Origin of the sequence: Erythrobacter sp. (genome assembly GCF_040217515.1) — a bacterium.
Taxonomy (GTDB): domain Bacteria; phylum Pseudomonadota; class Alphaproteobacteria; order Sphingomonadales; family Sphingomonadaceae; genus Erythrobacter.
In genome coordinates this window covers 1-14665 of the sequence record NZ_JAVJPT010000012.1, presented here as the reverse complement: position 1 = coordinate 14665, position 14665 = coordinate 1, and the positions used below count along the sequence as shown (strand labels likewise).

Annotated in this window: 9 protein-coding genes; 3 read left to right on the top strand and 6 right to left on the bottom strand. The window is 63.9% G+C overall.

Annotation, left to right across the window (positions count from 1 at the left end; all coding sequences use genetic code 11):
- The first annotated feature begins 53 nt into the window (after window positions 1–53).
- Window positions 54–1256, top strand: a complete 1203-nt coding sequence (locus RIB52_RS13220) for a DNA cytosine methyltransferase (RefSeq protein WP_350176288.1) — start codon at window positions 54–56, stop codon at window positions 1254–1256.
- On the opposite strand, the gene RIB52_RS13215 is transcribed toward RIB52_RS13220, so the two are convergent.
- The 5 genes from RIB52_RS13215 to RIB52_RS13195 form a co-directional block, all read right to left on the bottom strand.
- Window positions 1253–2002 carry a Cfr10I/Bse634I family restriction endonuclease gene (locus RIB52_RS13215; protein WP_350176286.1) on the bottom strand — a complete coding sequence of 250 codons (750 nt, stop codon included), beginning with the start codon at window positions 2000–2002 and terminating at the stop codon, window positions 1253–1255. The two genes, RIB52_RS13220 and RIB52_RS13215, sit on opposite strands and share 4 nt — an antisense overlap.
- A gap of 89 nt (window positions 2003–2091) precedes the next feature.
- Window positions 2092–3909, bottom strand: coding sequence for a translation elongation factor 4 (gene lepA, locus RIB52_RS13210; RefSeq protein ID WP_350176284.1), 1818 nt, complete (start codon window positions 3907–3909; stop codon window positions 2092–2094).
- Between the two features lie 70 nt (window positions 3910–3979).
- Window positions 3980–6181: a putative bifunctional diguanylate cyclase/phosphodiesterase gene (locus tag RIB52_RS13205; RefSeq protein WP_350176282.1), complete on the bottom strand. Its 2202-nt coding sequence runs from the start codon at window positions 6179–6181 to the stop codon at window positions 3980–3982.
- Between the two features lie 169 nt (window positions 6182–6350).
- Window positions 6351–9251 carry an EAL domain-containing protein gene (locus RIB52_RS13200; RefSeq protein WP_350176280.1) on the bottom strand — a complete coding sequence of 967 codons (2901 nt, stop codon included), beginning with the start codon at window positions 9249–9251 and terminating at the stop codon, window positions 6351–6353.
- Window positions 9252–9351: 100 nt separating this feature from the next.
- A complete protein-coding gene (locus RIB52_RS13195) occupies window positions 9352–11550 on the bottom strand; it encodes a putative bifunctional diguanylate cyclase/phosphodiesterase (RefSeq protein ID WP_350176278.1) in 2199 nt (732 codons plus the stop codon).
- A gap of 199 nt (window positions 11551–11749) precedes the next feature.
- On the opposite strand from RIB52_RS13195, the gene RIB52_RS13190 reads away from it, so the two are divergent.
- On the top strand, window positions 11750–13444 hold the full coding sequence (locus RIB52_RS13190) for an alpha/beta fold hydrolase (RefSeq protein WP_350176276.1): 1695 nt from the start codon (window positions 11750–11752) through the stop codon (window positions 13442–13444).
- 135 nt (window positions 13445–13579) lie between these two features.
- The gene (locus RIB52_RS13185; RefSeq protein ID WP_350176274.1) at window positions 13580–14437 is read left to right on the top strand and encodes an alpha/beta fold hydrolase; all 858 of its coding nucleotides are present in this window, start codon (window positions 13580–13582) and stop codon (window positions 14435–14437) included.
- An 80-nt stretch (window positions 14438–14517) separates the two neighbouring features.
- On the opposite strand, the gene RIB52_RS13180 is transcribed toward RIB52_RS13185, so the two are convergent.
- The coding region (locus RIB52_RS13180; RefSeq protein ID WP_350176571.1) for a YadA-like family protein at window positions 14518–14665 on the bottom strand (148 nt) is incomplete at its 5' end.

Sequence of the window (14665 nt, the reverse complement as noted above, 5' to 3'; positions counted from 1 at the left end):
TCGTTGCGCGGGGAACAAATAGAGAATAGCCAGTCGGCAACGGAGAAGGCTTCATGTCAGTAGATCACGCGCGGTCCCAACTCGTCAGTCCCGGGGCGGATAGGATGTCGGTGCGCAGTAAGCTAACGGGTAATCGGTTCGTACGGATTTCCCAAGGTTCGGCGGAACAGCGTGGAAAGGTAATTAGTCTTTTCACCGGCGCGGGCGGCATGGAGATCGGCCTTGAGAGTGCTGGCTTCGAAACCGCCATTTGCGTCGAAATCGATCCCGACAGCCGCGAAACGCTTCGGAAAAATCGTGAACATTGGGTTTTGTTCGAAGACGAACAGAACCGTACGCCCGGTGACCTACGCGCCATTCGGCCCGAAGAGTTGCTGCTTAAAGCGAATCTAAAGCGCGGTGAGGCCGCCCTCGTAACTGGTGGAGCACCGTGCCAGCCCTTCAGTAACATGGGGAAGAAATTAGGGAAATCAGACCCTAAAAACGGAGACTTGTTCCTAGATTTTGTGAAAATTGTTCTAGGAACACAACCAGCTGGCTTCATATTCGAGAATGTTGCGGGCATCGCGCAGGGTCGACATAACGAAGTAGTAGAATATATGACCGCCCAGTTCGCCGGATCGGGGTACTCAGTCGCTTTCGAGGTTTTGAACGCGGCTGACTACGGCGTGCCCCAGCAACGCAAGCGGTTTATCATGTTGGGACGAAAGGGGGATGCTCCGGCATTTCCTTTGCCGACGCATACCAAAGATGGTCTTTTCCCCGACGTATTTTCGCCAGAGCCAATCGCTACATTAAGTCAGTGGAAGACCGTCGCGGAAGCTTTTGAGGAGATTCCGCGCGGAAACCTTCAACGAGCCGACTGCGTGGGTATGCGGCATGCTTCATACATGGTCGAACGTATGGCGATGATCCCACAAGGGCGAAACTTCAAAGTCTTGCCTATGCAAATGCGCCCTAAGTGCTGGCAATCGGGGAAACATGAAGGCCACGACACGTTCGGCCGAATGGAAGGTGGGAAACCTGCCCCTACCATACGAACTGCTGGCTACAATCCGACGAAAGGCAAATACATCCATCCTTTCGAAAATCGCGGCATTAACACAGCCGAGATGGCCGCCCTGCAATCGTTTCCCGCAGATTGGGAGTTCAGGACTGTTTCAGGCAAACCGAGTATCGTTAGCATTGGGCGCCAGATCGGAAATGCCGTCCCGCCAGCTTTTGCCTATGCCTTAGGCTCCGCGATTTTCGCTTAATTCAGAATCTGAGAGAGTGAGGTGGCCAGAGCGGCTTCACCGTCTATCGTAAACGACTCATCGACAGCGCGCTGCGGGAGGGAGCCAACATCTACAATCGAATGGGTCGCGACTGTCCTCAAAGCCTCCAAATCTTTTCTCGTGAACTGCATAGCCAATGCATAATATTTGATTCCACGCGCATTGATAAGCCATTCACGGGTCTGAATATGACGATATAACGCTTTAAACAAGCTGCCTTCATGCGGGATTTGATATCGTCTATCCGAACGTAGCGAAAGTTTAGCTGCCCCATAGCCTAGGATATCGTCCAGAAAACAAGTTCGCGCAACATCTCGGTACAAGTGATCGATCTTCTCAATTTTTTCTTTGATAGTCCCAGTGACAGGACCCTTTGCTCTATCCTTTCTCACGATAACGAAATCAGGGTTAGATGTTACAAGTGCAACCTTTCCGGCAGATAGAACCTTAGCGCGCAAATCCGTGACGATCTCTGCAATCTCATCTTGGTATAAATGAGCGCAATCGAAACTATTTATATTTGGGAGCGGTATCAACCGGCAGGCAGGCTTGAAGGAGACGAAGTATTCCTCTGCTGCCAGTGCAATCAGCCACTCGTACCAACGACCTCTGGCATTGCCGAGCGCACCTGACTTAACAAGCGGGTGCTCAGACAAAACGAGACGTTGACACTCGTCTAGAACAGTCTGGAATTCCCTTGTTCCGTTCAATGGAAAGCGCTTCAAGGATTCGCATAAAGTAGCCAAGGAATTTATTGAAAGTTCACCCTTTGGATTTCGGTAGGTGAATCTCCGAGCAGCGTCAGAAATCAAAGTCACTCCTCCCCCATCCTGAGCGCTGCAATAAACGCCTCCTGCGGAATGCTCACATTCCCATACTCCCGCATCCGCGCCTTGCCCTTCTTCTGCTTGTCGAGCAGCTTCTTCTTGCGCGTGATGTCGCCGCCATAGCACTTGGCGGTCACGTCCTTGCGCAGGGCGGCGATGGTTTCGCGGGCGATGATCTTGCCGCCGATCGCGGCCTGTATCGGGATCTTGAACAGGTGGCGCGGGATGAGGTCCTTGAGGCGCTCGCACATGCCGCGCCCGCGTTCCTCGGCGACCGAGCGGTGGACGATCAGCGATAGCGCGTCGACGGGCTCGTTGTTGACGAGGATGTTCATCTTGACGAGGTCGCCTTCGCGAAGGCCGATCTGCTCGTAGTCGAAGCTGGCATAGCCGCGCGAGATCGACTTCAGCCGGTCGTAGAAATCGAACACCACTTCGTTGAGCGGCAATTCGTAGGTCACCTGCGCGCGCCCGCCGACATAGGTGAGATCGGTCTGGATGCCGCGCCGGTCCTGGCACAGTTTCAGGATCGCGCCCAAGTATTCGTCGGGGGTGTAGATCACCGCCTTGATCCACGGCTCCTCGACCGCCTCGATCCGGTTGACGTCGGGCCAGTCGGCGGGATTGTGGATGTCGATCGTCTGCGCGTCCTCGTTTTTCGTGTGGCCGAGATGGACGCGGTAGACGACGCTGGGCGCGGTGGTGATGAGGTCGAGATCGTATTCGCGGGAAAGGCGCTCCTGGATGATCTCGAGGTGGAGGAGGCCAAGGAACCCGGCGCGAAAGCCGAAGCCGAGCGCAGCGGAGCTTTCCATCTCGTAAGTGAAGCTCGCATCGTTGAGGCGCAGTTTCCCGATGCTTTCGCGCAGCTTGTCGAAATCGGCGGCATCGACCGGGAACAGCCCGCAGAAGACCACCGGCTGCGGCTCGCGGTAGCCGGGCAGCGGGGTGTCCGCGCCGTTCTTCACGGTGGTGATGGTGTCGCCGACGCGGGCCTGTTCGACTTCCTTGATCTGGGCGGTGATGAAGCCGATTTCGCCGGGCCCGAGTTCGGGCAGGTCGGTGCGTTTCGGCGTGAAGCACCCCACGCGGTCGACGAGGTGCTGCGTGCCGCCCTGCATGAAGCGGATATTCAGCCCCTTGGTGAGGGTTCCCTCTAGCACGCGCACGAGGATGACGACGCCGAGATAGGGGTCGTACCACGAGTCCACGAGGCTGGCTTTCAGCGGCGCCTCGCGCGTGCCGGTGGGCGGCGGGATGCGCTGGACGATGGCTTCGAGCACGTCCTCGATCCCGATGCCCGATTTCGCGCTGGTGAGCACGGCGTCGGAGGCATCGAGGCCGATGATATCCTCGATCTCGGCGCGGACCTTGTCGGTATCGGCGGCGGGCAGGTCGATCTTGTTGATGACGGGGACGATCTCGTGATCGTGCTCGATCGACTGGTAGACATTGGCGAGCGTCTGCGCCTCGACCCCCTGCGCCGCATCCACCACCAGCAGCGCGCCTTCGCACGCGGCAAGGCTGCGGGAGACTTCGTAGGCGAAATCGACGTGGCCGGGGGTGTCCATGAGGTTGAGCTGGTAGGTCTCGCCGTCCGACGCGGTGTAGGAAAGGCGGACGGTCTGGGCCTTGATGGTGATGCCGCGCTCGCGCTCGATATCCATGTTGTCGAGCACCTGCTCGGACATTTCGCGCGTCGTCAGGCCGCCACAAACCTGGATCAGCCGATCGGCAAGCGTCGACTTCCCATGGTCGATGTGGGCGATTATTGAAAAATTGCGGATTTTGGAAAGGTCGGTCATCAGACAGCGCAGATAGCGCCGCTCCCGCACCCTGTCATGCGAGAAAAACGCAAGTGATTGCGCGAAGGGTTCAGCCCTGTTCGGCCCGCGCGCTCGGGGCGTAGCCGAATTGCGGGATCGGCTGGCCTTCGCCGAGCTGGCCCCGCATCGCCTTGTAACTCCCGGGTGACAGGGCGGCGAGCGGCTTGCCGGCCGAAGCGAGAAGATAGGGCGAAACGCGGTTGCGCGTACACAGCCCGCCCGATCCGTCATCGACGAGATGCTGTTCGAATTCGAGTCCCTGCGTATCGCCATTGCTGCGCGTCACCGTCGCTACCGCCAATTGCCCGCCACCCAGGTCGACCACGAATTGCGTGCCCCTGGGCACGTCGATCAGGCCCTGGATCAGCGCCCCGGTGCGCGACAGGTTGCGCAAGGTCACTTCATAGGAATGATCGTCGTGGATCACGTGGATCTTGCGCAGAACGGTTCGGCGGCGCGCGCGCCACGTCCGCTCGCTCGACGGGTCGATCCGCCAGCCTTCGCCCATGATTTCCGCCTCGACCGTCTCGCGCAGGGTGGATTCGTAATAGATCGGACCCTGCAGGAGCCCGATCCCGCATCCCACCAGCGCATCGTTCAGAGCCATGGTTTCCACCCCGCCCGCAAGCGTATCCATCCCGAGCGCGCCCGCGAGTGCGACGATCGCGCGCACCAGGCCGATCTCACGCTCGTCCTCCCCGCTCGCCTCGGCGACGAGGCGGCTGTCGATGCGGATCGTGTCGAACGGGGCGCGGCGTAGATAGGCGAGGCTCGAATAGCCCGAACCGAATTCGTCTAGAGTCAGCCGGACACCGAGCTTGAACAGGCGAGCGAGCGTGCGATCGACATTATCGGCATCGCCGAAAAAGATTGCCTCGCTGATCGCAAGGTCGAGCCTCGAGGGCCCGAGGCCGGCCTCGGAAAGGGCCTCGGACACGTCCTCGACGAAGCTTTCAGCGGTGAACAGCGGGACCGGCACGCCCAGCGCGACGCGCACCGTTTCTGGCCAGCGGGCGGCATGCGAACACGCCTCGTGGATCGCCCAGCGACCGATTTCCCCGACCAGCGAAGAGCCCTCGAGGATGCGCGCGAACTCCTCCTCGTCGATTTCGCCGCGTTGCGAGTGGTTCCAGCAGATCTTCGCCTCGAGCGCGATCACCTTGCGGCTTTCCGCCTCGATCACGGGCTGGTATTTGAGAAAGAACTGGTTTTCCGCAAGGCCCGTGCCAAGGTCGGCCTCGAGCCGACGGCGGAAGATCGCCTCGTTTTCAAGATCGCCCGAATAGAAGCGAAATTGCCCGCGCCCGCCATTCTTCGCAGCATAGAGCGCAAGGTCGGCCGAACGCACCACTTCCTCGCGCGTGACCCCGTCATGCGGAGCGATGGCGATCCCGACCGACGAGCCGATGACGCAGCGCCCCTCCTCGAGGCTGTAGGGCTGCCTGAGCATGGTGAGGACCTTCATCGCGATCTCGCCCAGCACGCCGCGATCGTCGAGATCGGGGATCATAACCTGGAATTCATCGCCGCCGAGGCGTCCGATTTCGCATTCGCGGTCGATCGCGCGCCCCAGCCTTTCGGCGACCTGCCGCAGCAGCTCGTCGCCCGCGGCATGGCCGAGCGTGTCGTTGACCTGCTTGAACCGGTCGAGGTCGAGCATCATCACCGCGCAATTGCGCTTCGCCGCCCGGAAGGCGGTAAGAGTGGAATCGATGAGCTGCGCCATACGGTGGCGATTGGCGAGACCGGTGAGCGAATCGAACTTGGCGAGGCGTTCGGTCTCCTCTTCGCGGTACCATTCCTCGGTGATTTCCGTGCCGGTCCCGCGAAAGCCGGCAAAGCCGCCTTGAGCATCGGACACCGGATGCCCGGCCAATCGCAGGACCGCGCCGTCCGGCCGCGCCGCAGCCCGCACGGGGAGGCCGGAGAAAGCCTTGTGCGCGCCAAGCCTCAGGGCAAGCGGCTTTTCGCGTCCGTCGCTGGCGGCGGGCTGGAAGATCTGCGCGACGGGACGGCCGACGAGATCCTCGAGCGCGAGGCCGAGCCGTTCGGCGACGCTGGCCGAAAGATAGACGAGCCGCCCTTCGGCATCGCTCGCCCAGAACCAGCCGAGCCCGGACCGTTCGAGGTCCTCGAGCATGGCGAGCTTCTGCGCATCGGACAGGGTCGATGCGGCCGCGGCCGCCTCCTCGGCAACCGGTTCCGCAGCAGCGCTCCCGCCTTTCGAAGACAGCAGACCCTTCAGGGGCACGTCGCTTCGGTCCTCCCGGTCTCCATCCGCTGCGCTCCGGCCCGGCCCGCGCAGGCTGGGCCGGGCACGCAACGAGCGGTTCCTGACATCACCCCCGCGTAAAGGCGGTTGGTTAGTTTTTCGCTAAGAAGATTCCCGGCGGGGCCGCGGCCGAGTTTGCGCGCAAAGGCTAGCCGGCGAGCCGCGCAGGCGTGCCACGCAGCACCGCGAAGGAGCCGTCCTGTCGGCGCTTCAGGGGTTCGTCGAATTCGATCCCCGTGCGGTTCTCCCGGGTCCAGCGCACGACCCCGCATGCCCGGCGACCGGCGGCGAATTCGATCTCGACAGGACTGCCCGCTGCAACGTTCCAGATCCCTTCGAGCAAGGCGCCGCCCTCGGAGATGTTGCGCAAGGTGGCATCGGCGATCCCGCCTTCGTGCGCCACGCGCACCCGGCGCAGCAGGTTGGTGCGGACCTGGCGCGCGGCGCGCGGACCGTCGGCTTTCACCGTCCGGTCGCCGTCGACCAGCGCCCCGGCCGCGTGCGTGTCCATCGGCTTGTGATAGATATATCCCTGCACGTGGCTGCAGCCCAGCATCCGCACGAGTTCGAGCTCGTCGAGCGTTTCCACCCCTTCGGCGGTCGTGTCCATGCCGAGCGCTTCGGCAAGGCTGGTGATCGAGGCGATGATCGCGCCGTTGCGGCTGCCCTTTTCGGTCGCCCCGCGCACGAAGCTCTGGTCGATCTTGATCTTGTCGAAGGGCGCCTTGCGCAGGTAGCCGAGCGACGAATAACCCGTCCCGAAGTCGTCGAGCGCGAGCCGCACGCCGACCCGCTTCAACGCGGCGAACATCGCATCGGTCGCGGCGCTGTCGCCCATGAAGACGCTCTCGGTGATCTCCAGTTCGAGCCGCGTCGGGTCCACCCCGGAATGGGCGAGCGCGTTGGCGACGATATTGGGCAATTCCGGATTGGCGAATTGCAGCGGCGAGACATTCACCGCGCAGCGGATCGCGGCGGGCCAGCGCGCCAGGTCGTCGCAGGCGGTGCGCAGCGCCCACTGGCCGAGCTGGTCGATCAGCCCCGCATCCTCGGCGATGGGGATGAACTTGGCAGGCGATAGCCAGCCCCTCTTCGGGTGATTCCAGCGCATCAGCGCCTCGAACCCGACGATCGTCTCGCTCGCGGCATAGACGACCGGCTGGTAATGAAGCTCGAGCTCGCCGCGCGCGACGGCCTCGCGCAGGTCGTGCTCGAGCTCGGCGCGCTCCTCGGCGGCGGAATGGAGCTCGTCGGAATAGAACCGATGGCAGCCGCGCCCGGCATCCTTGGCGGCATAAAGCGCAAGGTCGACATTGCGGATCAGCGCTTCGCCCGACGTGCCGTGCTCAGGCGCGGTCGCCACCCCGACCGAGGCACCGATCACCACCGAGTGGCCGTCCACCGTGTAAGGTTGCGAGAGCGAGGCGATGATCTCGTTCGCGAGATGGGCCAGGTGCTCCCGCGTCTGCGGCGCGGGGACGATCACCTGGAATTCGTCGCCCCCCAGGCGGCCGCAGCGCCCGGCCGGGCCGATCACCCGCTCGAGCCGCTGCGCGACCTGCTTGAGCAGCGCATCGCCGGCCGGATGGCCGAGCGTGTCGTTGACCTGCTTGAACCGGTCGAGATCGAGCAGGAAGAGCGCGCAGGCCCGATCCCGCTCGCGCGGGGCGGCGAGGATCTGTTCCAGGGCACGGCTCATCTGGACACGGTTGGCGAGCCCCGTGAGCGAATCGTAGTGGGCGAGCCGCGAGACCTGCTGCTCGCTCCGCCGCTTTTCGGTGAGGTCCGTGCCGTGGCCGCGAAAGCCGCAGAAATTCTTGTAGGAATCGTAAACCGGCCGCCCCGTCAACGCCCACCAGCGCGCATCAGCCTCGCCTCCCTTGCCGTCCTCGGGGCAATTCGGGCGCGCCGCGCGCAATTCGACATCCTGAAACGCCGAACGCGCGGACAGATGGAAGGCGAGCGTGCGCTCCGCATCCGAGGCATCGTGGGCCGGAAGCACGATCTCGGTGAGCGGGCAACCGATCACCTCGTCGGGCTCCTTGCCAAGGGCATGCGCGGCCTTGGGGGAGATATAGGTGAGCTGCCCGCGCCGGTCGGTCTCCCAAAACCAGCCCTCGCCGGTTTCCTCGAAACTGCGCAGGATGTCCTCGGCCCGCGCCGCGACCCGCTCGCGCGCCTCGCTCCTGCGGCGGCGGCGCTGCGCATCCTTCCATTCGAACCGCGCGATCAGCAGCAGTGCGAGGCCGCCGCCGGTCATAGCCGCGATCATCAGCGGGCTCGGGTCGATGAGTACGAATGGCGCCCAGGACGCGATCTTGGCCGAGAACAGCGACACGATCCGCGCGCGATAGACGGTCGCGGCGGCCGCGTTGATCGAAAGCACCGTCGCCGCCGCCCATTGCCACGGCAGGCCGAAACCGATCCATTGGGAAAGCGTGAAGCCCGCACAGGCCATCGGCAGCACCACGCCCAGCGCCACGAGCACCAGCCTGAGCCATTCGTTCACCTGTTCGCGCCGTTCGACCGCAGCGAAGAGCGATCCGCCGGCGAGCAGGATGACCGAGGCGAAGCCGGTAAAAAGCGCCGCGCCTTCGGGCAGCCGGCCTGCGATGATCGCGCTTGGCACGTAAGCGAGCCCCAGCAGCAGGGCCAGCGCGCGCGAATGGCGCGGCAGATACCACTCCTGCCCGCGCGGGGCGAGTGCCGCGCCCGAGGCGCGCAGGGCGGTGTGGCGTTCGCCCTCGCTCAGCTTGGCGCGGCGCTCGCTTGCGCGGCGGTCGCTCCCGGCCTTGCGCGCCCTTCGGTCGCCGGAACCCTCCCCTGGGCGGGGGTTCGGCGATGTGCCGGAATGGATGTCGCGCGGTGCTTTGTTCGAGGATTCGAGCGGCGCAGGGACGGGCTCGGAACGAGGCGTGGAGGGCGCGGCGGCTTGCCCTGCGCCCTCCCCGGACCTGGCGCGCCCTTGCGCGACCGACGGCACGGGCTCGGTTTCGGAGGCGATCTGCCTCCCCCGGCGTATCCTTTCCCTGGCGGCGTGCGCTTTCATGATTGTGTCATAACCCGAACCTGTTTGCCCTCTGGCTAAGGTTTCTGGTTAATCGATCGCCAAGAACCACGCGTTTCGGCGGTTTTTGCGGGCGCGAAGGTTAATCGAGCTGCACTTCCATGAACGCCTTGGGTGCGCGATTCTGCATCGTCATCAGCGCCGCATAGGGATCGTCGCCGAGCGCTGCGAGCGGCTTTCCGGCCAGCTCGATCTGGTAGGGCGAAACGCGGTGGCGCGTGCACAGACCGTCCGCCCCGTCGCTTATCAGCGGGCTTTCGAACTCGACCCCCTGCACCGCCCCATCCGAACGCCGCACCGCCGCCACGGCAAGCTGCCCGCCGCCAAGGTCGAGCACCACCTCGGTCCCCACCTCGACCCCCAGCAGACCTTCGATCTTCGCGCCCGTGCGCGACAGGTTGCGCAGGAAGACATTGTAGCGATGGTCGCCATGGATGAGCCCGATGCGGCGGAACTCCGTGCGCCGCTCGGCTCGGTAACGCTCGGGGCCGCGCGGTGCGAAGACGAGATCGCCTTCCTCGAATCGGCGCAGCATCTCCTCGCCCGGCACGGCGCGCGAGAAGATCACGCCCTGCAGGTGGCTCGCCCCCTGCCGCGTCACGGCAGCGAGTTCGTCCTTGCTCTCCACCCCTTCCGCCACGGTCTCCATGCCGAGCGCGCCGGCAAGGCTGACCACGGCTGCTACGATGGCGAGATTGTTGCTGTCCTCACCCGCGCAGCCGCGCACGAAGCTCTGGTCGATCTTGATCTTGTCGAACGGCGCGTCGCGCAGATAGCTGAGCGAGGAATAGCCCGTCCCGAAATCGTCGAGCGCGAGCCGCACGCCCAGTTTCTTAAGCGCGGCGAAGGTCCGCGCGGAGCGTTCGACATCGCCCATGAAGACGCTTTCGGTGATCTCCAGCTCGACCCGTGCCGGATCGATCCCGCTGCGCTTGAGCGCCTTGCGCACCACATCCACGAAATCGTCGGCCGCGAACTGGACCGCCGAGACATTGATCGCCGCCTTGACCGTGTCCGGCCAGCCCGCTGCCTCGGCGCAGACCTGGTTCAGCGCCCAGGTGCCCATTTCGCGGATCAGGCCGACTTCCTCGGCGACGGGAATGAAATCGGCCGGCGAGATCATGCCGCGCTGCGGGTGTTCCCAGCGCATCAGCGCTTCCATGCAGGCGACCTCGTGGGTCCGGGCATTCACGATCGGCTGGTAATGCATGCGCAGCTGGTCGCCCGCTATCGCATCGCGCAGATCCTGCTCGATCTGGTGCCGAAAGCTCGCCTGGTCGCGCAATTCGCGCGAATAGAAGCGATGCTGGCCGCGCCCCCCGCCCTTGGCCGCATAGAGCGCGAGATCGGCCGCCTTGGTCAGCTCCTCGGGCTCGATGCCGTCATAGGGCGCGACCGCGATTCCCACAGACACGCCGATCACCGCACGGCTGCCATTGATCGAATAGGGCTGCGAGGCGATCTGGATGAGCTGCTGCGCCATCTCGCCGAGTTCGCCGCGATCGTCGACGTCGGGCAGGATGATCTGGAATTCGTCGCCGCCCAGCCGCCCGATCTCGACCCGTTCGCCAAGCAATCGCCGGATTCGCGCGGCGACCTGCTTGAGCAATTCATCGCCCGCCGGATGGCCGAGCGTGTCGTTGACCTGCTTGAACCGATCGAGGTCGAGCATCATCAGCGCGCAGGACCGTTTGGCATGCGCGAACGCCTTGAGCGTCTGGTCGAGCATCCGGCTCATGCGATAGCGATTGGCGAGCCCGGTAAGCGAATCGTATTGCGAGGCGCGCTCCTGCTTGCGCCGTTCCTCGTGCGTGCCGGTGATGTCGCGCGCCGTCCCGCGATAGCCGGCAAAGGCCCCGTCCCTGCCGAAGCGCGGCTTGCCTGCGATCTCCCACCATGTGTCGCCCTTGCCGAGCTTGACCCTGACGGCCGTCGGGGCGAGCGAATTGCGCGCGGCGAGCAGGAATTTCAGGGGCCGCCCGGTATCCTCGCCCTTGCCCTCTTCCTTGCGCTCTTCCTCGAAGATCTCGGTGATCCTGCGCGCGGCGAGTTCGTCCGGCGTGATCTCGAACGGCGCGATGGCGGCGGGCGAGCAATAGATCATCCGCCCTTCGGCATCGCTCGCCCAGAACCAGCCGACCCCGGTTTCCTCGAGCGAGTCGAGCAGTTCGACCCGGCGCGCAAGGTCGCTCGCCGCGATCGGAGCCGCGACCGCAGGCGCCTCCTCTTCCGCCTCCGGCGCATCGGCCTGCCGTTTGATCCGCCCGAAAATGCCTGCCACGTGTCCTGGTCCCGAACTGAAGTGGTGCCAACCGAGTAAGGATCCTAGGGGACATGGATAAAGAAACGGTAAGGATAGGCGGGGGAGCGCGATCCGTGCCGGAAGGCGCAGCGCACTCGCGCTTGCAAAGCGATGGGTGCCGCGCCAGTCTGGGCCGGGAAGGTGCCGTTTCAGCGGCACACAAGGGGGAGATGCGACGATGACGGACGGTGTAAGACTGGAGAACGAGGCGGCGCAATCGACCAATGCGCTGGGGCCGCTCATCGGGGTCGCACGCGAGGATTTCGTCGGCGCGGTCGCGCTGCTTTTGCGCGAGACGGCGAGCGATCCGGCGCGCGCGTTCAAGCACGCCCGGTCAATGGGCGAGGACATGGTCCAGATCATGACCGGCAAGAGCGATCTCGTCCCCGATCCCAAGGACAAGCGTTTCATGGACCCGGCCTGGGCGTTCAACCCCTTCTACCGCGCGGGCGTGCAATATTACCTCGCCGTGCAGAAGGGGATGCGCGGCTGGCTGGAGGATCTCGAGCTTGACGAGCTGGAGCGCAACCGGGCGAACTTCATCGCCAATATCATCCTGGACGGGCTTTCGCCGACCAACACGCTGGCCGGCAATCCGACCGCGCAGAAACGGCTGATCGATTCAGGCGGCCTGTCGCTGATCAAGGGTCTGCAGAACGCCTATAACGACATCGTCCACAACAAGGGCATGGTGAGCCAGGTGGACAAGCGCCCGTTCAAGCTGGGCGAGAATATTGCGACTTCTAAAGGCGAGGTCGTGCTGCGGACCGAGATGATGGAGCTGATCCACTACGCCCCGAGCACGGAGGAGGTCTACGAGATCCCCCAGCTCACTATCCCGCCGCAGATCAACAAGATGTATATCAACGACCTCTCGCCCGAGAAGTCGGTGGTGAAATGGCAGGTCGACAACGGCATCCAGACCTTCGTCATTTCCTGGCGCAATCCGACGAAGGAGATGGGGCGCTGGGGCATCGCGGACTATGTCGCCTCGTGCGAGGAAGCGATGGAAGCGGTCGCGGCGATCACGGGGTCGGAGAAAGTCAATGTCTCGGCCGGGTGTTCGGGCGGGCAGACTGCGAGCGTGCTTGCCTCGAAACTCGCGGCGACAAAATCCGACCTGCTCGGCACTCTCACCCTGATGGTGTGCGTCCTCCATCCCAAGGCGACCGATATCGAGGCGGGATCGCTGGTTTCCGAAAACGGCATGGAAATCGCCCGCCAGCGCGCGATGAAGGCGGGCGTGATCAAGGCCGACGATCTCGCGCGCGGTTTCGCGTGGCTGCGGCCGAACGACCTCATCTGGAACTATGTCATCAACAATTACCTGCTCGGCGCCGATCCGCCCGCTTTCGACGTGCTCTACTGGAATTCGGACGCGACCAACCTTTCGGCGAGCCTGATGGGCGATTTCCTCGATCTCTACGAAACGCTCGCCTTTACGAAAAAGGGCGAGGTCGAGATGGCGGATCACAGGATCGACCTGTCCAAGGTGACCAGCGACCTGTTCATCCTCGGCGGGGTGACCGATCACATCACCCCGTGGAAGGCGACCTATCGTTCGACCCAGCTGTTCGGCTCGAAGGACGTGACCTACGTCCTCTCGCAGTCGGGCCATATGCAGGCGATCCTCAACCCGCCGACCAATCCCAAGGCGAAGTATTTCGTCCAGAAAAAGAAGGGCAAGCTCCCCGCGACCGCGGACGAGTGGCTCGGCGGGGTGGAAGAGGTGAAAGGCAGCTGGTGGCCGTTCTGGATCGAATGGCTGCAGGCTCGCTCGGGCGGGAAGAAGCCCGCCCCGACCAAGCTCGGCAATGCGACATACAAGCCGCTCGGCCCCGCGCCGGGACTCTACGTGGTCGAGGAAGTCTGATACAGCGCCGCGCAACAGCTTACGGGAGGCACGCCCGTGAGGGATCCACGAGCGTGCCTCCCACCCATCGACAAGCGCCGGACCCGCGGGGTCGAACGGCGCGGTACGAAAGGACGGGATATAGTGTCTGACCCCATGAAAGACGCGGTCGTTACCATGGAAGAGGTCGCCGGCCGGACGCTACGGACTGCTGCGTGGAGGCTCGATGAACCCTCCGATCACTTGCCCATCCTGTTCTTCAACGGCATCGGTGCGAATATCGAGGCGGTGGCCCCGCTTGCGGACGCCCTGCCCGAGCGCGGCTTCGTCATGTTCGACATGCCGGGCGTCGGCGAATCGCCCGAACCGGTGATCCCCTACAACCCCTTCACCATGAGCTGGACCGCGGCCCAGATCCTCGGCCGATACGGTCTTGGCGAAGTCGATGTGATGGGCGTCTCGTGGGGCGGCGCGATGGCGCAGCATTTCGCGCTCCAGCATCCCGCGCGCACGCGGCGGCTCGCCCTGATGGCGACGACGCCGGGCATGGCGATGGTGCCGGGCAATCCGGCGGCCTTCACCAAGATGGCCAATCCGCGCCGCTATATCGATCCCGAATTCATGAACGAACATTTCGCCACGCTCTATGGCGGGGTCGACAAGGACGGGGCCGAGCACCAGAAGGACAGCCATATCGGTCGGCTCAAGCCCCCTTCCCCGCGCGGATACCTTTACCAGCTGATGTGCATGATGGGCTGGACGAGCCTTCCGGCCCTGCCCTTCATGAGCAAGGAAACGCTGATCATGATGGGCGAGGACGACCAGATCGTCCCGCTCGCCAACGGCAAGATTCTGAAGGCCATGATCCCCAATTCGCGCCTCGTCACTGTCGAGGGCGGCGGGCACCTGTTCCTGCTCACCCATGCCGATGAAAGCGTCGCGGCGATCCGCGAATTCCTCGATGCGCCCGAAAGCGAAAAGGAAGCCGTCCGGACCAGCGCCTACGCCGCATAAGGCCCGGCACGCGCACGGCGAGCGACCGTTTCCGCACTGTGACCGAAGGGGACCGAAGGGGCCGCTCGCCGCCTTTCGCCTCAGAACTCCCCGGCGATGCCCGCCCGTACCGCAGTCGAATTGCCGCCGGCATAGGTAACGCCCGCCGTGAGGGCGAAATCGCCTTCGAGCCGGTGCATCAGGCCGACGGAAACGCCGACTTCGCCGCGATAGGTCGCAACATTGCTG

Coding starts and splice junctions, on each gene's coding strand:
- RIB52_RS13220 (WP_350176288.1), top strand. CDS start 54: ATGTCAGTAGATCACGCGCGGTCCCAACTCGTCAGTCCCGGGGCGGAT.
- lepA (WP_350176284.1), bottom strand. CDS start 3,909: ATGACCGACCTTTCCAAAATCCGCAATTTTTCAATAATCGCCCACATC.
- RIB52_RS13200 (WP_350176280.1), bottom strand. CDS start 9,251: ATGAAAGCGCACGCCGCCAGGGAAAGGATACGCCGGGGGAGGCAGATC.
- RIB52_RS13190 (WP_350176276.1), top strand. CDS start 11,750: ATGACGGACGGTGTAAGACTGGAGAACGAGGCGGCGCAATCGACCAAT.
- RIB52_RS13185 (WP_350176274.1), top strand. CDS start 13,580: ATGAAAGACGCGGTCGTTACCATGGAAGAGGTCGCCGGCCGGACGCTA.